This is a genomic window from Pedobacter polysacchareus (genome assembly GCF_019802255.1).
GTDB classification, from domain to species: Bacteria; Bacteroidota; Bacteroidia; order Sphingobacteriales; family Sphingobacteriaceae; genus Pedobacter; species Pedobacter polysacchareus.
In genome coordinates this window covers 500,888-522,206 of the sequence record NZ_JAHYSS010000005.1, presented here as the reverse complement: position 1 = coordinate 522,206, position 21,319 = coordinate 500,888, and the positions used below count along the sequence as shown (strand labels likewise).

General features: G+C 40.1%; 21 protein-coding genes. 9 read left to right on the top strand and 12 right to left on the bottom strand.

What is annotated here, in order from left to right; genetic code table 11:
- Nucleotides 1-18: 18 nt before the first annotated feature.
- Together K7X70_RS16800 and K7X70_RS16795 are read right to left on the bottom strand one after the other, a co-directional pair.
- Nucleotides 19-3,324 carry a TonB-dependent receptor gene (locus K7X70_RS16800; protein ID WP_255607332.1) on the bottom strand — a complete coding sequence of 1,102 codons (3,306 nt, stop codon included), beginning with the start codon at nucleotides 3,322-3,324 and terminating at the stop codon, nucleotides 19-21.
- A 214-nt stretch (nucleotides 3,325-3,538) separates the two neighbouring features.
- Nucleotides 3,539-4,675, bottom strand: coding sequence for a FecR family protein (locus tag K7X70_RS16795; RefSeq protein WP_222538136.1), 1,137 nt, complete (start codon nucleotides 4,673-4,675; stop codon nucleotides 3,539-3,541).
- A 128-nt stretch (nucleotides 4,676-4,803) separates the two neighbouring features.
- Between K7X70_RS16795 and K7X70_RS16790 the strand changes: the two genes are divergently transcribed.
- From K7X70_RS16790 to K7X70_RS16780, 3 genes are all read left to right on the top strand, one after another.
- Entirely contained in the window at nucleotides 4,804-5,382 is a 579-nt protein-coding gene (locus tag K7X70_RS16790) for a sigma-70 family RNA polymerase sigma factor (RefSeq protein ID WP_222538135.1), read from the top strand.
- Nucleotides 5,383-5,460: 78 nt separating this feature from the next.
- Nucleotides 5,461-6,042 carry an LOG family protein gene (locus K7X70_RS16785; protein ID WP_222538134.1) on the top strand — a complete coding sequence of 194 codons (582 nt, stop codon included), beginning with the start codon at nucleotides 5,461-5,463 and terminating at the stop codon, nucleotides 6,040-6,042.
- A gap of 3 nt (nucleotides 6,043-6,045) precedes the next feature.
- Entirely contained in the window at nucleotides 6,046-6,300 is a 255-nt protein-coding gene (locus K7X70_RS16780; RefSeq protein WP_368388865.1) for a chorismate mutase, read from the top strand.
- Between the two features lie 41 nt (nucleotides 6,301-6,341).
- Here the strand turns inward: K7X70_RS16780 and K7X70_RS16775 are convergent, their stop codons facing one another.
- A complete protein-coding gene (locus K7X70_RS16775) occupies nucleotides 6,342-7,082 on the bottom strand; it encodes an SDR family NAD(P)-dependent oxidoreductase (protein WP_222538132.1) in 741 nt (246 codons plus the stop codon).
- Nucleotides 7,083-7,176: 94 nt separating this feature from the next.
- Between K7X70_RS16775 and K7X70_RS16770 the strand changes: the two genes are divergently transcribed.
- The 3 genes from K7X70_RS16770 to K7X70_RS16760 all read left to right on the top strand — a co-directional run bounded on the left by K7X70_RS16770 (nucleotide 7,177) and on the right by K7X70_RS16760 (nucleotide 8,511).
- Nucleotides 7,177-7,560 (top strand): winged helix-turn-helix transcriptional regulator, encoded by a 384-nt coding sequence (locus tag K7X70_RS16770; RefSeq protein ID WP_222538131.1) that lies wholly within the window; start codon nucleotides 7,177-7,179, stop codon nucleotides 7,558-7,560.
- A 94-nt stretch (nucleotides 7,561-7,654) separates the two neighbouring features.
- Nucleotides 7,655-8,083 (top strand): DUF1810 domain-containing protein, encoded by a 429-nt coding sequence (locus K7X70_RS16765; protein ID WP_222538130.1) that lies wholly within the window; start codon nucleotides 7,655-7,657, stop codon nucleotides 8,081-8,083.
- A 200-nt stretch (nucleotides 8,084-8,283) separates the two neighbouring features.
- Entirely contained in the window at nucleotides 8,284-8,511 is a 228-nt protein-coding gene (locus K7X70_RS16760; RefSeq protein ID WP_222538129.1) for a hypothetical protein, read from the top strand.
- An 11-nt stretch (nucleotides 8,512-8,522) separates the two neighbouring features.
- Here the strand turns inward: K7X70_RS16760 and K7X70_RS16755 are convergent, their stop codons facing one another.
- Together K7X70_RS16755 and K7X70_RS16750 are read right to left on the bottom strand one after the other, a co-directional pair.
- Nucleotides 8,523-9,179 carry a response regulator transcription factor gene (locus K7X70_RS16755; RefSeq protein WP_222538128.1) on the bottom strand — a complete coding sequence of 219 codons (657 nt, stop codon included), beginning with the start codon at nucleotides 9,177-9,179 and terminating at the stop codon, nucleotides 8,523-8,525.
- Nucleotides 9,180-9,357: 178 nt separating this feature from the next.
- A complete protein-coding gene (locus tag K7X70_RS16750) occupies nucleotides 9,358-10,317 on the bottom strand; it encodes a YihY/virulence factor BrkB family protein (protein ID WP_222538127.1) in 960 nt (319 codons plus the stop codon).
- Nucleotides 10,318-10,537: 220 nt separating this feature from the next.
- Here K7X70_RS16750 and K7X70_RS16745 point away from each other — a divergent pair, with 220 nt between their 5' ends.
- A complete protein-coding gene (locus tag K7X70_RS16745; RefSeq protein ID WP_222538126.1) occupies nucleotides 10,538-11,002 on the top strand; it encodes a ferritin-like domain-containing protein in 465 nt (154 codons plus the stop codon).
- Between the two features lie 109 nt (nucleotides 11,003-11,111).
- Nucleotides 11,112-11,600, top strand: coding sequence for an ankyrin repeat domain-containing protein (locus K7X70_RS16740; RefSeq protein WP_255607331.1), 489 nt, complete (start codon nucleotides 11,112-11,114; stop codon nucleotides 11,598-11,600).
- A 65-nt stretch (nucleotides 11,601-11,665) separates the two neighbouring features.
- On the opposite strand, the gene K7X70_RS16735 is transcribed toward K7X70_RS16740, so the two are convergent.
- The 7 genes from K7X70_RS16735 to K7X70_RS16705 all read right to left on the bottom strand — a co-directional run bounded on the left by K7X70_RS16735 (nucleotide 11,666) and on the right by K7X70_RS16705 (nucleotide 20,451).
- Complete coding sequence (locus tag K7X70_RS16735; protein WP_222538125.1) at nucleotides 11,666-13,855, bottom strand: catalase; 2,190 nt, start codon at nucleotides 13,853-13,855, stop codon at nucleotides 11,666-11,668.
- Nucleotides 13,856-14,013: 158 nt separating this feature from the next.
- Nucleotides 14,014-14,223 carry a nucleoside triphosphate pyrophosphohydrolase family protein gene (locus K7X70_RS16730; RefSeq protein WP_222538124.1) on the bottom strand — a complete coding sequence of 70 codons (210 nt, stop codon included), beginning with the start codon at nucleotides 14,221-14,223 and terminating at the stop codon, nucleotides 14,014-14,016.
- 91 nt (nucleotides 14,224-14,314) lie between these two features.
- Nucleotides 14,315-15,628: a M56 family metallopeptidase gene (locus K7X70_RS16725; protein ID WP_222538123.1), complete on the bottom strand. Its 1,314-nt coding sequence runs from the start codon at nucleotides 15,626-15,628 to the stop codon at nucleotides 14,315-14,317.
- A gap of 3 nt (nucleotides 15,629-15,631) precedes the next feature.
- The gene (locus tag K7X70_RS16720) at nucleotides 15,632-16,018 is read right to left on the bottom strand and encodes a BlaI/MecI/CopY family transcriptional regulator (RefSeq protein WP_222538122.1); all 387 of its coding nucleotides are present in this window, start codon (nucleotides 16,016-16,018) and stop codon (nucleotides 15,632-15,634) included.
- Between the two features lie 38 nt (nucleotides 16,019-16,056).
- A complete protein-coding gene (locus tag K7X70_RS16715; RefSeq protein WP_222538121.1) occupies nucleotides 16,057-18,699 on the bottom strand; it encodes a peptidase associated domain and porin domain-containing protein in 2,643 nt (880 codons plus the stop codon).
- The gene (locus K7X70_RS16710) at nucleotides 18,696-19,547 is read right to left on the bottom strand and encodes a GLPGLI family protein (RefSeq protein WP_222538120.1); all 852 of its coding nucleotides are present in this window, start codon (nucleotides 19,545-19,547) and stop codon (nucleotides 18,696-18,698) included. The genes K7X70_RS16715 and K7X70_RS16710 overlap by 4 nt, the downstream gene beginning before the upstream one ends.
- A gap of 250 nt (nucleotides 19,548-19,797) precedes the next feature.
- On the bottom strand, nucleotides 19,798-20,451 hold the full coding sequence (locus K7X70_RS16705; protein WP_222538119.1) for a DUF1349 domain-containing protein: 654 nt from the start codon (nucleotides 20,449-20,451) through the stop codon (nucleotides 19,798-19,800).
- Between the two features lie 94 nt (nucleotides 20,452-20,545).
- Between K7X70_RS16705 and K7X70_RS16700 the strand changes: the two genes are divergently transcribed.
- A complete protein-coding gene (locus tag K7X70_RS16700) occupies nucleotides 20,546-21,310 on the top strand; it encodes a response regulator transcription factor (protein WP_222538118.1) in 765 nt (254 codons plus the stop codon).
- The last annotated feature ends 9 nt before the right edge of the window (nucleotides 21,311-21,319 follow it).

The window sequence follows — 21,319 nt, the reverse complement described above, 5'->3', positions numbered from 1 at the left end:
TCCTTTATAGATTGTCCATTAAAATTCAACATTAAAGCCACCGCCTATATATTTCAGCAAGGGGTAGTTCCTTGCGCTGTTTGCACCGTTCGCATTCATATTTCCGCCAAATTCGCTGGATTCCGGATCCACAAATCCATTTTTACTGAAAGTAAGCAGGTTCTGTCCGTTCAGAAAAACGCGCAGCTTGCTCATGCCAATTCTAGAGGTTAAAGTTTTAGGGAGGGTATAACCGATCTGAATGTTTTTCAAACGCAGATAAGAGCCGTCGAATATGTGAAAATCAGAACCTTTGCCATAATTATTCGTGGTAGAGGAATTGTTTTGTGGTGTCAGTCTCGGCCATTTGGCATCAGGATTTGCAGGGGTCCAATAATCCAGCTGATGTTCAAACATCACAGTGGAATAGTTGCTGTGAAATGGCTCAATGGTTTCTCCTCTTAATGCCATATCGCGTTTTCCGACACCTTGCCATAACATATTTAAATCGAATCGAGCCCACTGCAATCCATAATTAAACCCGAAAGTTAAACGTGGAAAAGCATGGCCCAGGACATAACGATCGTTATCGTCAATAATCCCATCTCCATTTCTATCCTTGTATTTGATATCTCCAGGCTGTGGTAAGATGCCAATAGGAAGCGCAGAGTTTTTAACATCCTCCTGATTTTGGAAGAGACCATCAGTTTTATAGCCATAATAACTATACAATGGTAAACCTACCCGAATGATGCGTTCAATTTCATCTGATTTATCAATTTGCTCGAATCCTTCAAATTTGATCACTTTATTCCAGGAATCTCCAACATTAAATCCAAATGAATGATGGAAGCCGTTATGGTTTAAATTATAATTGATGGTCAGTTCCCAACCTTGATTGGCCATTTCACCCAAATTCGCCTTTGGTACAGCACCACCTAAGGTGAGTGGAGTTTGAGGCTTCAGCAAGATATCTTTGGTGGTTTTATGAAAATAGTCAAAACTGGCGGTCAGGCTTCCTTTTAAGAACGAAGCATCTGCTCCGATGTTAAATGAAGTAGTAGTTTCCCATTTCAAATCTGGATTGCCGAAGGTATAGCCTGTTCCTGGTACTGCTACGTTATTAAATCCATATTGATTCTGATAAATATCATAGGTAGTAAAAGTCTGATAATCATCTACATTTTGATTCCCAAGTGATCCATAAGAACCCCGGATCTTCAAGTCACCTACTTTATTTTTCCAGAAGTCAAAGAAATGCTCTTCAGTGATGCGCCATCCCAGTGACAGGGATGGAAAAAATCCCCAGCGGTTTTCTTTTAAAAACTTCGAAGAACCATCATATCGGAAATTTCCTTCCGCATAATATTTGTCTGCAAAATTATAGCTGGCGCGGCCAAAATAAGAGTAAATGCTTCTTTCAACGGTGCCACCAGGTGTATTGTAACTCCCTGCTTCATCAATCTTTGTTCCCTCGATGGGGATGCCAAGTACCGGATCCACAAAAGTTCTTTTTAGTTCCTGACGCACCTGTCTGTAAGATTCATTGGAATAACCGGCCAGCAGCGAAACGTGGTGTAATTTTCCAAATGTTTTCGTATAATCCAGCATTGCCTGGGTATTAAACAAAGTTGACTTAGCGCTATAATCTTCAATGCTGTAGTCTTTTGAACTATTCTCGTTTACCGGGGTATCGCCTCCCAGATAGTTATAAATTGGCCAGTAAAAGCGTCTGATTAAACGTGATTCCGGACGAAGATCAAGCCCGATCAATCCTTTTGCTTTCAGGCCATCAATAATTTGGAGTTCGCCATTTAAACTCCCTTGAAAATGGTCGTTATAGGAATTTGTATAACCTCCATGCTCTAATGAAGCCAATGGATTTCCATTCATTTTGTCATTGTTATAATACCTTCCGTTTTCGTCTTTTAGTTTATAGGTATTGTAAACCGGAATACGTGAAGCATCGGCAATCAGGAAGCCTGTACTACCTTGAAAGGCTTTACCCTCAGTTCTATCGTACCACATGATGGTGGTCAATTTTAGCCTTCCAATTTCTGTAGTAATGTTAGAGCGAAGGTTATAACGTTTTAGCCCAAAGTCCGGACCTTTAAAATTACTTTCCTGATCATAATATCCCAGGGAGATCATGTACGCCGTATTGGTAGATCCACCCTGCAGACTTAAATTATGATTTTGCTGAAGCCCATTTTTTAAGATCGCATTTAAACCATATTCGCTGTCTCCTGTGGCGAGTGCTGTAATTTCGGCTGAAGAATAGACCGGATTCTGACCTACATTTATGTAAGAGTCATTCCGGAGTAAGGCATTCTGATATCCTTTTAATGGGGTAATCAATACCTCAGGATTCTGAGATCCGATGATGGTACTAAATTTCAGGAGTGGTTTCATGCCTAATTTACCTTGTTTTGTGGTCACCAGAATCACTCCATTAGCGGAACGCGATCCATAAATGGCCGAACTTCCTGCATCTTTTAAGATGGAAATGCTCTCCACATCATCTGGATTCAGGTCATTCAGGTTACTGATATCTTCGCTCACCATTCCATCAATGACCAAAAGCGGCGAGTTGTTGCCCATTGTACTCACCCCTCTCAGGTTGATATTCATCGCATTGTCGTTGGGATTCATGCTTCGCTGCTGGATCACAAGACTTGGAGATGTTCCCTGAAGGGCCTGTGTAAGGTTACCAACTGGCCGGTCTTCAATCTGACTGGCTTTCACCTGGTCAATAGCTCCGGTTACACTTGAACGTTTTTGAGTTCCATAACCCACTACCACCACCTGGTCTAAATCCCGATGATCAGCAGTCATAGTGAGGTCGATGCGGGTTCTTCCATTCACTTTTACTTCCTGAACAGCATAGCCCATATAGCTAAAGACCAATGTGCCATCTTTTGGTATTTTCAGAGAATAACTGCCATCAGGACTGGTCATTGCCCCAGTTTTAGTACCCTTTAATTTTATGGTCACACCAGGTAATGGCTGTTTATTTTCGTCCACAACTTTTCCTTCAACCGTAATCAATTCCTGAACCAGCAGCAGCTGTTCGGGTTTTCTTTTCACAATTACATTGTTTTTATTGATCAGAAATGTCAGGGGCTGATGGTCAAATATAACCTTCAACGCCTGTTCTAAGGGCAGGTCCTTAAATGATACCTGAACTGGGTTTGCTTCAGCCATCATTTTTGTATTGTACAAAAAGTTGTACCCTGTCTGTTTCTTAATATCCTTTAAAATGGCACTCAGCTGGGCATTTTTTTCGTTAATACTTACAGTTTGAGCATAACCAGCTGCGTACAGACTCGTTAACGAAGTGATCATTAGAATGATAGTTAGCTTCATCGCTAGCATTATTTTTGGTAAAATACAGGGTCGTATCCTGTACCTAAACAGAAAGTAAAAATTCATACATTTGAATATTTGGGTTAAATCAACAATTAGATATCGGTATCTTTTTTGAAAGGGTTTAGCTCGGATTTATTCCGGGAGCGCCGCAAACGCTTCCGGTTGTTACCGTTAAACCTTATTAATTAGGCTAAGGCATTACGATGACCCTCCTTCCTTCAACTTTAAAATGAATGGTACCGGTTAATTCCAGCATCTTTAAGACCTCGGAAATGTCCTCCTCTTTAGAAATAGAGCCTGCAAAAACTTTATCAGAAAGGTTTCCTTTGTAAATCACTTCCACGTCATACCAACGTGCGATTTTGCGCATAATGGTTTCGATATTTTCGTCTGTGAACATAAAACTACCATTCTTCCAGGCCAGGAATTCTGCAGTATTTACCGCATTCACATTCATAGTCCCATCTGATTTCTTTAAGGTAGCTTGCTCACCGGGCTTCAATATTTGTACCTTTTTGCTACTGGCAACCTCTACCGAGCCTTCCAGCAGGGTCGTATTTATTTGCTGTTCATCATCATAAGCCATCACATTAAAATGAGTGCCCAGTACTTTCACACTCATCCCTTTTACCTCAACTTTAAAGGGCATTTTCGTGTTTTTTGCCACTTCAAAATAGGCTTCTCCTTTTAGCTGAACACGTCGTTCCAACCCTGAGAAATCAGTTGGAAAACTTAAGGAAGAGGCCGCATTCAGCCATACCTTTGTGCCATCTGGTAAAACCACCTGATACTGTCCGCCGCGTGGTATGCTGATCGTATTCATTGGGTTTTCCGCTTGACCAGCACTAGCTCTGGCAACCGGATGATATACTAATATTCCTTCATTATTATTGGATATAGTGGCCAGGCCATCCTTAATCGGATCAAGAGTACCGGTATCATTCAACGTAACTTCAGAACCATCAGAAAGCGTCAGCACAGCTTTATGACCACCTGCAGTGATCCGGCTTGCCAACGGTGCTCCTACCGCCGCTTTTTGCTGTACTTTGGTGTAATATAGCCCCAGCGAACAAATGATCAATATGGCAGCAGCCACAGTCCAGCGCTTATAATACAATGGTTTTGTGACAGTTGGATGGATGTCCTTTTGCAGCTTTCTGTATAATGCTTGCTTTATTTCGGTTTTGCTGCCCATGGCAGACTCCTCCCATGGAAATTCCCGAAGGTCAAAGTCGTCCTGATGATCTTTTAGCAATTGCTCCTCTTCCGGACTAGTTTTACCCGCTAAATGCTTTTCAAAAAGCAATACGTATTCATGTTTTTCCATGAACATAGGTTTAAGTTTATAATTGGTTATAGATAGAGAGCCCGATTCAGCCTGGCACACACATACCTTCGAAAATAAATTAATAGTTTTTTTAAGTTGATTATTATACTAGCTTTATTTCACCAAGTATGAACGCAAAAAAACTCAGTGATGAAGAATTATGGGTCGCCATCAAGAATAATGAGCTGAAAGCTTTTAATATTATTTTTGAGCGATATTGGTCTGCTGTTTACAGCACCTCTTATCACTATATTAAAGATGCGGAGGTCTGTGCTGAAATTACGCATGACATCTTCTTAAATATTTGGAATAAAAGACAAAATCTAGATATACTTTCTATAAAAGCTTACTTAACCAGCTCCGCTCGTTACCATGTTTATAAAAGGGAAAAGCGGGTGAAGGTAATAGACCTTAAATATGTAGAGAATTACATCGGCATACCGGAAAGTTCCACGCGGAATGCTGCCGAAGAACACCTCAATTGCAATGAACTTGAAATTAGGATCAACACCTATCTGGAAGAATTGCCTCAGCGCTGTAAAGAGATTTTCCTGCTCAGCAGAGAGGAACACCTTTCCAATGATGAAATCGCAAACCGACTCTCGATCTCTAAAAGAACGGTCGAAAATCAGATTACGAATGCTTTAAAGCACCTAAGGGTATCCTTAAAACATCTTGGAATCATTATGATCTTTTTTAAACTCTAAACTTTGTTATTCTCGCTGATTTTAACCTCAGCGGCCTCCCTATGGATTAATCATAACTTTTCTTAAATTCACCTTTATATGAAAAGGATAACTGTATTTTGTGGCTCTAGTTTTGGGACTGAACAGGAATTTGAAACACAAGCCTATTTATTGGGCAGAACTTTGGCGGCAAGAAATATTGGCTTAGTTTATGGCGGAGCAAATGTTGGATTAATGGGCACTGTTGCAGATGGCGCAATCGAGAATAAGGGGACAGTCATAGGCGTACTTCCCCGTTTTCTGCAAAACAAAGAGATTGCTCACCAGGGGCTAACAGAATTAATTCTGGTAGAAACCATGCATGAGCGAAAAACCAAAATGAATGAGCTTAGCGACGGAGTGATTGCTTTACCCGGTGGGTTCGGCACCTTAGAGGAGTTGTTTGAAATGCTGACCTGGGCGCAGCTTGGTCTTCATAAAAAGCCAATTGCAATTTTAAACATCAACGGCTTTTACGATGAACTTTTAGCATTAGTAGAGACCATGGTCAAGAAAGGATTTCTGAAACCTGTCAATCAGCAGATGTTATTAATCAGTGATCACATCGATGATTTACTTCATAAAATGACAAATTATGAAGCTCCAGCTGTTGGTAAATGGATTTCAAAAGAGGAAGTATAACCAATTGAAATAGACCTGATAGATCAGCAAATCATCAGCATGATCGGCAAACGGTATCAATATGTAAAATCTGCTGCTAAATTCAAGACAGATGAAGCAGCAGTTAAAGCACCGGAAAGATTTGCTTCCATGCTTTTAGAAAGAAGGCGTTGGGCAGAAATGGAGGATCTTAACCCGGATGTAATTGAAAAAATGTACAGGGATCTTGTTCATTACTTCATTAATGAAGAACTCAATCATTGGAAGGAACAGGCTTAAAAAATGAGGATGTACTATATAAGAACATCCTCATTTTTAATCTAAGCATTTAGGCCACCATCAATAGTGATGGCAGTGCCTGTGATGTACTTTCCTTCTTCACTGGCCAGGTAGGCAACCAGGCCGGCAATATCGTCTCCGGTTCCATATTCAGAAAGCGCCATACGGCTCCTCAGGAAATCAGCCAGATCGGTATCTGAAGGATTCATTTCGGTATGAATTGGGCCTGGCTGAACAAGGTTGACTGTAATGCCTTTCGCACCCAGGTCTCTGGCTAGTCCCCGTGTAAAACCGGCCAATGCGGCTTTACTCATCGTGTATAAAGTGGTTTGAGGACTGAGTGAATTTTCGGCCATATTGCTGCCAATGGAAATGATCCGACCATTGTTTGGCATTTGAGCCGCTACAGCGAGTGCTGCTACATATACCGCACGAACATTAATGCCCATAATTTCTTCATAATCTTCCAGCGTATGTGATTCAAATTCTTTACCGATATAGATTCCTGCGTTGTTCACCAGGATATCAATCGGCCCTAATGATTCGATGGTATTTTGGATCGCGCTGGTTAACGCTTTTGGATCATTATTGTCTGCATTAACAGTGCTTGCCTGGCCACCGTTTGCATTAATTTCTGCGGCTACCGCTTCCGCTTTTTCCTTAGATTTTGAATAGGTTAAGACTACGCGTGCGCCTTCTGCGGCAAGTCTTCTGCTGATATCTGCACCCATTCCACGGCCGCCACCAGTGACAAATGCTAACTTATTTTCTAAACGTCTCATATTGTTTTTGATTAATTACAATTCAAAAGTAGAGACTAATTCCTATTTTTGTTGGTAAACACTAAATTGTCAGGTACTAACAAAAAGGTAAGAAATGAGAAAGGAAACTTCTACGAACGCTATTAATGAAAAACAGATCAATGACAGCTGCGGTATGGCTTACTCCTTATCGGTATTAGGGGGCCGATGGAAGCCCGCTATACTTTGCAGGCTCATGCACAAAACGATGCGATATAGTGATCTGAAAAACTCTATAGACCAAATTTCGGAGCGGATGCTGGTTTCCCAATTGCGGGAACTGGAAGCTGATCAGGTGGTGAAGCGGACGGTTTACCCGATAGTACCGCCAAGGGTAGAATATGAGCTTACCGAACTCGGTTTAAGTATGAAACCCATGCTCAAAGCGATGTCAGATTGGGGAAATATGCACCGGACAAAGGTGAATCCCGATGCTGATGTAGTGGTATCAGAATTTTAGATCCAGTTAATATTTATACAATATACTTCTCTTATTATGAATAAACTACTACATTAGGTAAACCATTTTCTGTTGCCTTATTAACGCTACCAATATGAAGTCACACAACCTTGAAAGATTCCTTACTGCTCAAAAATCAGCTTATCAGACCGCACTAAATGAATTAAAAGCGGGAAAAAAGCAAAGTGATTGGATGTGGTATATTTTTCCGCAAATCCAGGGTTTAGGTTACACTGAAACCAGTAAACAATATGCAATTGCAGATTTAGCGGAGGCTGCTGAGTATCTTCATCATCGGGTCTTAGGACCAAGACTACTATTATTGTGTCAGACGCTTCTTGAATTGGAAACTAACGATGCACATCGGATTTTTGCCAGTCCTGATGATTTAAAATTAAAATCCAGCATGACGCTATTTTCAGCAGTTCCAGGTGCCGATCCGATCTTCGAAAAAGTGCTTCAAAAATTCTACAACGGGCTAAAGGATCACATTACTATAAAAATCATCAACCTTCAAGGCTAAAATTTTCGAGGTGCTATCCTACTGCATTTCCCGAACTGTTTCAACGATTTAAGTTTTCAGCAAGACTTCAGAACATCGTACTTTTTTTCAAAGAGTCGGCAGGAAAGATGCAACGTATTGAATGACATTAAATTAACGCTGGCTCCTAAAATGTGGATAAATTCTGATCAATGCAGATGAATTCTTAATATCTTTACACTATGAAAATCGGGATTTACATCATGCTTACTGTCTTCATTTTTGCTGCATGCTATTTTGTAGGAGTGGTCCTTAATAATCCTGAGGTAGCCTATGGAATCGGATTGATGATGATTTCGTTATTATTCTGGAATTTGGTGCAACGCTCCAAAAAAGCGGCCAAAAAAAAGCATAGGGAACGTATGTTCCTTCAGCACATGAGAATGACCCATAAAAATCAATGGCATTAAAGGCCCTCTTATCAGCTTGCGTTTAAGATTCCATTTACAACTGCATATTTAATTAAAGCGGCGGTATTTCGAACCCCACTCTTTTCAATCATTGCTTGTCTATACCCCTCTATTGTTCTTTTACTAACGAACAATCTATCGGCCATCTCCAGGTTCGTCATCCCTTCAGCGATGAATTGCAGGACTTCCGCTTCCCTTGTAGAAAATTCAATTTTTAGGCGTTGCTTCTCTGCAAAGTTGAAACGGCCTGAAGGCATACTATTTAAAAGATTCATGGTCAGCTCCGTCCCTAAATATTTGCCTCCACTATGAATGTGTTTAATTGCAAAAATTAACTCATTCATGCTGACACTTTTCAATAAATAACCTGATGCCCCGTTATGAAAGGCCTGTTTGATGTACAATTCATTGTCATGCATAGAAAGTATGATGATTTTAACAGTTGGGCAAGTTCTTTTAACTTCTTTCAGTAAAGATATCCCATCCATCTCAGGCATATTAATATCTGTCAAAATGATATCGGCAGGTCCGCCCGCATTTAAGTAGACTAACGCTTGTTTGCCATGAGCAGCCTCGGTAACGATATTTATATTACTATCCGTTTCCAGTAATAACTTTATGCCGTTTCTTACCACATTATGATCCTCAACTAGAATGACCTGTATCATGATTAAGACCTATAAAAATTTAAACATTTTAAATGCGCCCTATTTTCCGGATAGTTATTACTGCTTAGCCGTCTGGACTAAAATAAATAACATTCCAGTAATTTGTTTGTTTTAGTATTACTTAGGTAGTTTCATCATATTTAACAATAAGATGCTTAGACCATCAATATGAAGTGATTTATTTAGGTACTTCTGCATTTTCCTGAATGGAATTATTCCCCGTTTCCACTTCAATTTCCTTGGTGGTTACTGCATATTGTGATGGGTGAATTTCTGAACCATAAGCAACTGCATAGGCTTTAGTAAATTCAGCACCGACAAACAAAATTATAGCTGAATAATAGGTCCATAACAATAAGATGACCAATGAACCCGCCGCTCCGTAAGTACTGCCAACATCGCTCTGTCCGATGTATAGAGAAATTCCGAATTTCCCCAGCATGAATAGAATTGCGGTCACCACTGAGCCAAATAACACATCTCTCCATTTAATCCTAGCATCTGGGAGTACTCTAAAAATCACCGCAAAAATCAGGGAGATGACCCCCAGGGTGAGCAATTGATTTAATATATAAAAAACGACGACAGAAACCTCAGAAAACCTGGCTTGAAGTCGAGCGTTAAAACCATCCAGAATAGTAGTGATGGCTAAAGATACCAGTAAGATAAATCCAAGACTGATAATAACAGAAAAAGAAAGAAACCTATTTTGCAGCATTTTTAACCATCCTCTCTTAGGTTTAGGCTTGAGGCCCCAAATCGTATTTATGGAATCTTGTATATCAGCAAAAACAGTAGTTGCCCCGATTAAGAGTGTTATTAATCCTATGGTAAAGGCCACAGTATCTTTCTCCCCTAAGGCTGCATTTGCAACGATTTGCTGTAACTGTAAAGCCGTTTCTTTACCCATAAAGCCTGCGAGCTGCGCATAAATTTGACCTTGAGCAGCTTCTTGACCTAGGAAGATACCACAAAGAGAGATCACTACGACTAACAGCGGAGCCATGGAAAAGACCGTATAATATGCCAATGAACCACTCAACTTTGTCAACTTATGGTCGATAAATCCGTTAAAGGTAGCTTTCAATATATTCCAAACCCCTTTAAAATTTTCTCTTTCAGTTTTCGTTGCTTTCATAATTTAGTCGAATCTGGCTTTCAATTGCGATATCAGTTCAATCTATAACTCGTTAAAAAGCAAATATGTTTTCGTTTATCTTCATTCGACGTATTATAGTTAAGCCAGATCTAACTATACTGGCATCAAAAAGCAGTTGGCTAAAGGTTAAAAAAATCTTTATTTTAAAACCACTTGGGTTTACGGAGTGTTCTAGGGGTTCAACAAAAAAACTACTACTATGAATGTAACAGAAAAATCAATATCGATATTAAACGATCTGACAGAAATCAACAATGACCGAGTGGCGGGATTTGAAAAAGCAATTGCCGACATTAAAGATGAGCATGTAGATTTAAAAGCAATCTTTCAAGAGTATAGCAGCCAGAGCAGAAAATTCAGCCAGGAGCTGACTGCTATTGTTGCTGCCAATGGAGAAGATATTGAAACAGGCAACAGTGTTGCAGGTACTTTACATAGGGCATGGATAGATGTAAAATCTCTTTTTGGTGGCAGCGACCGTGCGAGCATTCTTTCTGAAGCTGAGCGTGGCGAAGATGCGATTAAAGCGGCATACGCGCTGGCCCTGGAAAAAGGCGAATTGACTGGTGAAGCTTTAGAGATAGTGAGCAGACAAGCACAGGATATTAAAGCAGCCCATGACGCGATTAAAGCGCTGAGAGACGCTGCAAAAATCACCAGTTAATTTATTAAATAGACCAATTTACAAAGCTGGGAAGCTTAATTTCCAGCTTTGTATCCACTGATGAAATTCAGTTTTTTAAGACTTGTAATACCTGATGACTTCGTTAATAATGCTTACACATATGATCCATAATCCTCAAACTACCATTCATGCTTCCCGAATTGGGAACATTGAAGTACTCCAAGAATTAATTCGACTAAAAGCTGACTTGAATGCAAGTGATGAGAAAGGATATACCCCACTTATTATTTCCTGTTATAATAATCAATATGAAGCTGTAAAGTTATTGATTGAAAATGGTGCATTGCTAGATTCACAAGATATGGGCGGCAATACTGCGTTAATGGGCGTATCCTTTAAAGGATACCTTAATATTGCGGAGCTGCTGATTCATCATGGTGCAGACCTTAACCTACAACATGGCAATGGTGGGACGGCCCTCATGTTCGCTGCAATGTTTGGCAGAAATGAGGTCCTAAAATTATTATTAACCAAAGGTGCTGATAAAGATATCCTGGATTTTCGTGGCTTGTCGGTGTTGGATCATGCCGCACAGCAGGGAAATGAAGAAGCCATTAGCATAATAGAGCAATTTTAAATCCGCAGTTCTTATAAAAGAAATGCCCGGCCATTATGACCGGGCATTTTTATTTTCTGTTCAAATTATGCAGGAACTTTTCTTGGTTTTTCCCGTTCCCAAAAACGATGCTGCGAGATGGCCAATATAAATTGTTTGGCCAGCAATTCTGCATCTCCTTCCACAACAAGTCCTTCCTGAATTACGGTTTGATCTTTTGCATCCTTAGGTAGTTTTCCTGATATATAGGTCAGCTCTAATAATTTTACAGCTTGCTGATCCACTGCAATCGCTTTGCAATGTTTGAAAGCTTCATTCAAAAAATGAATGGCATTCGCCTCTCCTTTAAGAGTTTCAGCGCTGTCTTTTCCACCTGGCACATAAACTGCATCATAAAGTACAGAGGCCGCAGTTAAAAAGCTCTGATCAACAGGAAATTGAGTTCCATCTGAAGCTTTGACTGCACCCAGTTTCGGTGCAATGATTTCGACTACTCCACCTGCAGCAAGCAATGCTTTCTTAACTGTATCCAAAGACTTAGAATCTACTCCATCAGCGACTAGGAAAGCCACTTTCCTGGTCTTAATGGTATTTTTAACGGTATTAGCCATGCTCAGTGCCCCAGATTTTTCCAGCGTACTTTTAACCGATATTGGCTCAAAATCAGCTTGCTTACCATCAGCAGGAACGCTATGGTTGATGGGTTGCTGAGGGCCTTTAGGTGTGTCCAGTCCCAGGGCTAAAGCCACATCTGCTGCGAGTTTCTGATTAATTTTAGTCAAAATACCTACCATTCTTTCCCGTATTGCTACTGTTTTTACTTTTCCAAGCTCAAAACTTAAAGCATCAGTAATGTGGTTCTTTTCAGGATCAGACTGGCTGTTAAAGAACAATGTGGCCTGGCTAAAATGGTCAAAGAAGCTCTTGCTTCTTGCTCTGACTTTTTTAGCATCTATACGTTCCTGATAAGAGGTAAAACCTCCATCAGCTGCCTTAGCCTGCTGTGGGTCATTGTTGCCAAGAGAATTCGGGCCGTAACTTGTTTTCCCCTTGTTAATCGTTTGACGCATAAATCCATCGCGCTGATTGTTATGTACAGGAACAATAGGCCTGTTAATTGGAATCTCGTGGAAATTAGGCCCGCCAAGTCTGATTAATTGGGTGTCTGTATAAGAAAACAATCTCCCTTGCATCAATGGATCATTGCTGAAATCTATTCCTGGAACAATATGACCTACATGAAAGGCTACCTGTTCTGTTTCTGCAAAGAAATTATCAGGGTTGCGGTTTAAGGTCATTTTTCCAATACGCTGCACCGGAACTAATTCTTCAGGGATAAGTTTGGTAGGATCCAACAGATCAAATTCAAACTTAAACTCGTCCGCTTCCGGAACAATTTGAACGCCCAGCTCCCATTCCGGAAAAGCACCGCTTTCAATGGCTTCCCATAAATCTCTTCGATGAAAATCTGAATCTTTACCCGAGATATTTTGAGCCTCATCCCATGCCACAGAATGGACACCCAATAAAGGTTTCCAGTGAAACTTAACAAAACATCCTTCTCCTTTTTCATTAATGAACCTGAAGGTATGTACGCCAAATCCTTCCATCATTCTTAAGCTTCTTGGAATTGCCCGATCACTCATCGCCCACATGATCATGTGTGCCGATTCAGGCATCAAAGAGATAAAGTCCCAGAAAGTATCATGTGCTGAGGCTGCCTGCGGCATTTCATTATCTGGCTCTGGCTTTACTGCATGAACTAAATCCGGAAATTTCATCGCATCCTGTATAAAGAAAACCGGCATGTTATTTCCTACCAAATCAAAATTCCCCTGCTGTGTATAAAATTTAACTGCAAATCCTCTTACATCTCTCGCCAAATCTGTAGAGCCTCTGGATCCCGCAACAGTGGAAAATCTTACAAAAACAGGCGTTTCCGTTGTGGTATCATTTAGAAAATGTGCTTTGGTGAAAGCAGATTGGGATTCATATAATTTAAATACCCCATGTGCTCCTGAGCCACGTGCATGTACAATACGCTCAGGAATTCGCTCATGATCAAAATGAGTGATTTTCTCCCTTAAGATGAAATCTTCCAGTAAGGTTGCTCCCCGCTCCCCTGCTTTTAGTGAATTTTGATCGTCATTAATTCGGACACCATGATCGGTAGTCATAAACTCCCCGGATGCATCCGCCAAATTCGCTTGCAAATCCTTCGTTTTTTCGTTTTCAGGTTGATTTCCCGGCTTTCCCGGAGATTTGTGCTTTGCCATTATGTTTTTAATTGAATGAAGATGTGTTTTGTTAAGCTTTACTATAGAACTGACAACGCGAAAAATTGTTTTAGGAAGAATCTTAAAAGAGAAATCTTGAAAATTAATAATTTCCAAGGCTTTCCCGAGTGCTTAAATTAAGCCGGTTTATCCGCTGATTATTTTTTGAGCATCTGCTCGGTTTTGCTAAGAAATCCTTCTATTGCTACTTCTATATTAATGTCCATCCTATCCGCAAAAACAATTAGCCACCAAATAGACTCCCCTAATTTATGGGCTAATTCAGTATCCGTATCTGCTTTTGGCCATCTTTGCTGCTGAGACATTGTATGACGGCCCACTAAAGCAGCATCTGTTAGAAAAGCCAATGCATCTTCTGCTACTGTCCATTCGGTACCATGATGTAATGCTACTTACACACAGTGAATTTGAAATAAAAATCTCAATTATTCCAGCAGGCTACAGCTGTTTCTTAGAAGTAATGATGACCACTCCATCTTTACCACGCTCGCCATAAAGATCAGTGGCTGAAGTGCCCTTCAAAACATGTATAGATTCAATTGTCTCCGATTTAATCTGGTTGATTTCATAGTGAATCTCCTGGCCATCCAGATAAACCAGAACACTTGGTTTAATTGCGGTGGTTTTTACTGGAGAAACCACCATATCGTCGGAAACAGTAGGTAACAAGGTGGCCTCCAGGATGACTGGAGCCGGTTCCTTAGGCTTCATTTCGACTTCCTTTGACTCAACTTTAATCACAGTACTCGCCTTCTTTTGCGGCTTTACCTGAGCAGTATCGGCTAAAACCTCTTGCCTCGCATACCCTGGAGCTGTTACCTCTGAACTTGCTGCATTCGAAACTATACCCCTTGAAGTTGCCAAGCCCCTGGCACGTACATCTGGAACAGTTACAAATATAGGTTTCGCGAAGGCCCAGAGAAAGACCGCGAGCAGCGGAAGTAACACCAGAACGATCAGCTTTTTTGTCGATGCAGAAGCAGCCTTCGTCATCATTTTAACACGCTTCAATTTATCGTAATGTGCAAAATAACTCGACAAAGCAAATATCGGTGTCCCCAAACTATGGTTCAGCAATGCAGCACGGTACAATCCTACCGGATTTCCTTTTGCCAATACCGCAGTATCTGCAAGAAATTCATGATTCTGCTTGATACAAAAAGTATATACCCATACCAACGGATTGAACCATTGAAAAACACAAAGCAATTGAGATAGCAGCAGATCCAGCCAGTGGAATTGCTTTACATGAGCCAGCTCATGCTCAAAAATCAGTTTCTTTTCTATTTCCGAAGTCTCAGCAGAACCATTCACAAGGATATAATTAAAAACTGAAAATGACGACTTCAAATCATTTGTTTTGACCAATCTATAGCCCTTCATTTCCGTAAATCCATACTTACGAATCAGACTTTTCAGCTTGCTTAAACCTATAAAATAACGAAGCCCAAAAAACACAATTCCTAGTGCATAGACCACAATTAAAAACAGGTAAATTAAAGGTGATCCAGCAGTAGTTTGGACGATAGCACTTGGGCTAGAGGCGGGTAAAACAGCCACATTGGGAACAGAATTTACTTTAAAAGTATAGGTGTAAAATGGCAGCAAAGCTGCTGTTAATAAGCCAGCCAGCAAGAAATATCGATTAAAGCGGTAGAAAGTCTCGTTTTTTAAAAAACACCAGTACACACCTAGAAATCCGCTGATGCATACCGTAGATTTTAAAAGATATAGTGCTAACTGTTCCATCATCAATTATTTTTCTTCTTCTTTTTTCAATTGATCTTTTGTATCTCTGATGAGCAGGTCGAGTTCTTCAATGGTATAATTATTTTCTTTCGCAAAGAAAGAAGTCATCGCCGCAAATGAATTGTTGAAGTAATTTCTAAGCAAACCAGACAATTGAGATTTTGAATAAACTTCTTTAGCCACTAAAGGCGCATATACATTCGTTCTGCCTAAACTATTATGGGAAACAAAGCCCTTGTTCTCTAAGATGGTCAACACGGTAGACACGGTCGTTCTTGCAGGCTTTGGATCTTCCAGTTGATCACGAATTTCCTGCACGGTACCTTCATTGAGGGTCCACAACACCTGCATGATCTGCTCTTCTGCCCTCGTCAATTGCGCTCCTTTTTCCATTTAATAAACTTACGACTATTTTTATAGACCAGCAAAAATTATTTTATCTTGAATCGAACCTTCAGCAAGATCTGTGCTGGCCTTAGCTTATAAGTCGTGTAATACGTGCTCAACTCATTATAGACCAGAGATGCATACTCTTTTACATTAAACACATTGCTATATTCCAGATTAAATTCCACACGCCTATAAGTATATTTTGTAGCCAGATCAGCAAACTTCATCGACTTGCTGGCGCAGGAAATCGAGTTGTTATAAAACTGCTCCATAGCCAGATTAACAGTCCAGCTTTTTGATGGAAAAATACTCAGCTGCCCCCTTTGAATACTCCTGCTGATGGGCTTAAAATGATCATCCACCTGAACGATCTTATTGACGCTTCTTAAATATTGATAAGCATAAGATAGGCTTGCCCATTTTTTTATTTTAGTTAATACAGCTGGCTTGATACTATATTGATCATTTTGAAAATCGAAAACCTTTCCCTGGCTGATTTGTGAAGCACTGGAATGGTTATATTCCATTTCCAGCCGGAATGTAGAGGCAATGGCGTCTATTCCTTTGCTCAAAATTCCAGACCATATATACCCATCGTTTACATTCGGAAGTTCATACGTTCTTTTTAAACTTCTGATCCCTTCATAATCATAACCATACATCAAATTCGCTGTATTTCTGAAATAGCTGGCGCTTAGGTTAAGAAACACCTCATGAATGGGCTGCCGATAAGCCAGATCTATATGGTACGTCTGACTTTTTCTTTCCGGCAATGCACCTTCATTCCTCAATAAACTCCTGTAGGACTGCAATACATAACCTGTAAATCCATTTGCTAAATCTCCCAATTCATTGCCGAAGCTGGCCCGAAACGTCAAATTCCAAAGCAGATTCAATTCATACCTCAATGAAAAAGAAGGATTAAAGAATACTTTTTTTGTTGCAGAATTCCATCCATTTAGCCTGTCATTTCTATCTAAGTAATTATAGACCAATGGAAGTTGAAGTGTGGTACGCAACTTGTTTTTTGAATAGGTATAATCAGGACTTATAAATAGTTCGTAAGTATTCCAGCTCAGCTCATTGCGTAAGGAATCCACCATTTTACTTAAGTCACCTCCTCCAGTCAGACCTTGAAGCGCAGACCTGAATTGCTGTAAATTCGCATTAAAACCAACCGTATAATTCTGTTTAAAAGCCTTAGCGTTTAAGCTATAAGTTACCTTGTTTTGAGTACGGAAACTTTCCTGATGGAGCGACTGCCGCATGAAGTCATAAGCAGCACTGTTTTCAAATAAATCAGGGTATAATAAAGGTTTAATCTTTAATACCTGAGGCTTACTTTCATATTCCTGATAAGCGAAAAATCGCCAGGTTGCCCGGTCATAATTCTTCAAAGTATTGAAGGTATTAACTACACGAAATGTGGGCTTATTTAACTCCTGAAAAAGCTGTTCAGAGTTGAAAACCTTCCCTTCCGCCTGATTCCATTTTCCTATAAATTTAAATGTATTGTCCAGATAATACTTGTCTTTATTGGCATTTAGCTGCAGTGTTCCTTCCAAATAATTAATATGTTCGGTAGCCGCCAATGTTTCTTCCACAGTAAGTAAGCTATCGGCTGGCAAATAATACACGGAACGCGAAGCACTTTCCCGATCCTGCCGATCATTAATATAACTCAGATTGGCAGTTAGCTGTAAATCGTTTTTTGTTGCCCATAGCTGATTCACAGTCCCCATATTTGCCCTATTGAATAAATAACGCTTCTGACTGATTTCTGGCAGTCCCGGCGTCTGCAGGTTTAACGAACTCCCCTCTTTAACTGGCTGATCAATCGTATAAAACGACTGAAGTTCCTTTGATACCTCATTACCTGTATTGTTCCCTTTATAAGTATCCATATGCTGCTTATTCTGATCAAAGTACATCGCCGATAATTCATTATGATACAGCATAGGCGCAGCACCAGCTCCCAGCTGTGCATTTGCCGTCAGTATACCTTTTGCGCTATCCTTCAGCTTCAAATTAATCGCAGCCTCCTCTTTAAACTCCTTATTTTTGAGTGCTTTAATGGGTTGATGATTTTCCAGCACCTGTACAGTAGCCACGTCTTTAGCGGCGACATTATTTGTTGCAATCCCATAACGCCCCTGCAGCAGGTCTTTGCCCTCCATATAAAATTTGCTGATCGGTTTGTTATTGTACAAAATCGAACCATCATCTTTTACCAGGATCCCTGGCATTTTTTTTAGGGCATCGCCAATGGTACGGTCATTTTGATCAATAAAGGTATCAGTCAGGTAATTTAGAGTATCATTCAGCCGCCGGATTCTAGGAGGGCTTACCTTAATCTCCTTCAATTTGATCGCTTCAGCAATCACATTGAAATTTCTGACCTGACTCGTATTACTCAGTAGCATAGATTGTCTCTGGATGTTCAATCCGGAGATTATAATCAGCAAACTATCTGCTTTACTGCTGAAATTTAAATGATAATTCCCCTTTAAATCGGTCGAAGCAAATGCAAATACGGCAAGGGCATTTTTTTCTTTTACTGTTACACTGATTCCGATCAAAGCCTTCCCATCATTTTTATTGCTGATTTGCCCCTGAATGATGGTCTGCCCTTTCACATCAATCACCATGCTGGACAGAAATATCAGTATCAATACCCTAATCATTCGATTTCAATTGGCGTATAATCTACCTGTCCAGGTATTTCAGCAATAATCATATCTCCAGCATTGAAATTAATCTGCATGCCGGCCCCCTGTTTCAATTTCTGCTTTTCAAATTCTGCCCTCGTACATTTTAAACTGCTCTTCTCATCCAGCTGAATCAACTGAGGATTTGGCAGCTGCTGTAATCCAACGAGCTGAAAAGAAAACAAACCTTTAGTATCTTCAATTTTAACGATCAATCCCGGTAAGCCACTGAACTTCCATGGACCGTCATTTACGGGCACCTCAGTGGTAAACCAGGCGATATAATCTCTCCCTCTGAAGCTTAGCGTAGCCTTTTGGGATGGATAAGTTGCAATAGTGGCGGTATCCGGCAAGACCTTCCAGCTCATTTTATCCAATGAATCCATGTATAAAAACCGTTGCCCCATACCAACATAATCCAGGATTTTCAACTGATTTGATTTTTTACTTTTAAAAATCTGAATACTTTCCCCCTCAGCAGCATTAGAACTGACCGTCCCCACCATACCTGATAAATCTTTACTGCTCTCACCCTTAAAAATGCTGATGCTTTTTATAATAGAAGCGTCGGTATTTTTCATTTTTGCAGCGATTAGAGAATCACGCCCTAGCCTTGCAGGATCATAAAACCTGGAGAGTTCAGATCCGATGTCCAAGACCATCGTATCTACACGATAAGGCTTAAGTTCAGTTGGTTTCTTCTTGCTAAAAGCGTAATAGCACCTTAAAGATGCCCGATCAATGGCTGTTTTGCTTAATTTTTCCTGTGCAGCACTGCAAATGCTCAGTGTGCAAATACAAAGGATGGCTAATAATTGCTTCATATTTAATGTGGTTTAGGAAAGCTAAACTACGTCTATGTTTTTAGACAAACAAGAGCAAAGGGAAGATTTGTCTAAAAACATAGACAAAAAGAGTCATTAGGCTACCAAAATCAGATCCTTAAAATAACCTAAGCTTGCAGTTCAAATGATTTTTTAAATTGGACAGGCGATATTCAGGAAAACATCAGTGGAATTCAATTTCCCCCTTAGTGCTCTGTTTAAATAGAAAATTAAGGGGGAATGATCATGACTATGGATTGGCGTTTTTCTTCAGCCATTCCAATCTTCGCTGATCAGGCAACTGCTTTACACTAAAGTTTTCAAACTTCGCCTGGAATCCACTTCCATCCGGACTGGCTGCCATAAATCCTACCATTACCGGCACATTATCCTGCAGATGAGCATTGCGCATCATAACATAGGTTTTATCATCAAAGGAATAAAAGACCTCTACTGCATCCAATCTTCTTACCGCCTTTATCCATACAAATTCAGGGACTTTATCTAAAGTAGTGACACTCCAATCACTTGTTTTATGGGTCACTACGGTACTTAAATTGTACTTACCATCTACAAACTCAATCCCTGCTTTGATGTAATTTTCCTGATCTATACGCAGCATCAATCCCATTTGGTCGAAACGCGCTTTATAGTTTCCGGTGATCTTTACCTTAGTTTCAAACTCTCCCCCATAGGTGCTGTAATAAAATGGCGCATCGTCAACAGTAAATCCATAATGCGAAATCCTCCAATAATCACTTTGAGGAGTCACAGACATTGTTAAAGCATTGTTTTTAATTTCCCACTTTTGAGGCTCATTAAACCACTGCATCTTTTCCAGACTCTGTGCAAATCCTGTCTGTGCCATGGCGAATCCAATGAGACCTAAAATAATCTTCTTCATTTTTTGTTTTGAGTTAATAACCATAAATTACATTTACCTTCCAAAGGTAAAGCACCATAATCACCAGTCCAATACTGAATAATAACCATATTGAATGAACATTATTAATACGCTAAATGAGAAACTATTGACCCAGGCTTTTGGTGCAGAGCCGGATCAACCGACCAGCCTGAGCCAATATCAGTTTATGGCCCTGATGTATTCCAGGATAGAAAACTCCATAGCAGTATTGAGTGATATGAATGCCAATAAAAGTTACATCTATAAGGGCAAAGCTGCGGCGGCACTCGGCCTGGGTGAAAATGAAGGCTCAGAAGAAATCAATTCCATATGGGAAGAAGCTATTTTTAATAAAATCCATCCAGACGACCTCTTTGAGAAACACCTGCTGGAGCTGCAGTTTTTCAATATCATAAAAAATCTGCCTATCGAAGAAAGATCCGACTATCAGGTAAAAAGCAAAATCCGCATGCAGCTCAAAACTGGAGATTACACATTTGTGGACCACCGTATGTTTTATGTATCCAGTGCAGTAAATGGTAGCTTGTGGTTAGCACTTTGCCTATATAATCTTTCCACTGATCAATCTACGCCATCAGTTCCATACAGTTTAATTCTCAATTCTACGACTGGTCTCAGTATAAAACCTGATCAGCAAACTGTCAATCAACTCTTATCCAGCAGGGAAAAAGAAATTTTAAAGCTCATTCGAAAAGGCAAAATGAGTAAAGAAGTAGCTGATTTATTGTCTATAAGTATCAATACCGTGAATAGACACCGTCAGAATATATTAGAAAAGCTAAGGGTAAGCAACTCTTTGGAGGCCTGCAGAATTGCCGAAAGAATGAACCTGATATAAGGAAAATTA

Coding starts and splice junctions, on each gene's coding strand:
- K7X70_RS16800 (WP_255607332.1), bottom strand. CDS start 3,324: ATGATCACTTCGTTAACGAGTCTGTACGCAGCTGGTTATGCTCAAACT.
- K7X70_RS16795 (WP_222538136.1), bottom strand. CDS start 4,675: ATGGAAAAACATGAATACGTATTGCTTTTTGAAAAGCATTTAGCGGGT.
- K7X70_RS16790 (WP_222538135.1), top strand. CDS start 4,804: ATGAACGCAAAAAAACTCAGTGATGAAGAATTATGGGTCGCCATCAAG.
- K7X70_RS16785 (WP_222538134.1), top strand. CDS start 5,461: ATGAAAAGGATAACTGTATTTTGTGGCTCTAGTTTTGGGACTGAACAG.
- K7X70_RS16775 (WP_222538132.1), bottom strand. CDS start 7,082: ATGAGACGTTTAGAAAATAAGTTAGCATTTGTCACTGGTGGCGGCCGT.
- K7X70_RS16770 (WP_222538131.1), top strand. CDS start 7,177: ATGAGAAAGGAAACTTCTACGAACGCTATTAATGAAAAACAGATCAAT.
- K7X70_RS16765 (WP_222538130.1), top strand. CDS start 7,655: ATGAAGTCACACAACCTTGAAAGATTCCTTACTGCTCAAAAATCAGCT.
- K7X70_RS16760 (WP_222538129.1), top strand. CDS start 8,284: ATGAAAATCGGGATTTACATCATGCTTACTGTCTTCATTTTTGCTGCA.
- K7X70_RS16755 (WP_222538128.1), bottom strand. CDS start 9,179: ATGATACAGGTCATTCTAGTTGAGGATCATAATGTGGTAAGAAACGGC.
- K7X70_RS16750 (WP_222538127.1), bottom strand. CDS start 10,317: ATGAAAGCAACGAAAACTGAAAGAGAAAATTTTAAAGGGGTTTGGAAT.
- K7X70_RS16745 (WP_222538126.1), top strand. CDS start 10,538: ATGAATGTAACAGAAAAATCAATATCGATATTAAACGATCTGACAGAA.
- K7X70_RS16740 (WP_255607331.1), top strand. CDS start 11,112: ATGCTTACACATATGATCCATAATCCTCAAACTACCATTCATGCTTCC.
- K7X70_RS16735 (WP_222538125.1), bottom strand. CDS start 13,855: ATGGCAAAGCACAAATCTCCGGGAAAGCCGGGAAATCAACCTGAAAAC.
- K7X70_RS16725 (WP_222538123.1), bottom strand. CDS start 15,628: ATGATGGAACAGTTAGCACTATATCTTTTAAAATCTACGGTATGCATC.
- K7X70_RS16720 (WP_222538122.1), bottom strand. CDS start 16,018: ATGGAAAAAGGAGCGCAATTGACGAGGGCAGAAGAGCAGATCATGCAG.
- K7X70_RS16715 (WP_222538121.1), bottom strand. CDS start 18,699: ATGATTAGGGTATTGATACTGATATTTCTGTCCAGCATGGTGATTGAT.
- K7X70_RS16710 (WP_222538120.1), bottom strand. CDS start 19,547: ATGAAGCAATTATTAGCCATCCTTTGTATTTGCACACTGAGCATTTGC.
- K7X70_RS16705 (WP_222538119.1), bottom strand. CDS start 20,451: ATGAAGAAGATTATTTTAGGTCTCATTGGATTCGCCATGGCACAGACA.
- K7X70_RS16700 (WP_222538118.1), top strand. CDS start 20,546: ATGAACATTATTAATACGCTAAATGAGAAACTATTGACCCAGGCTTTT.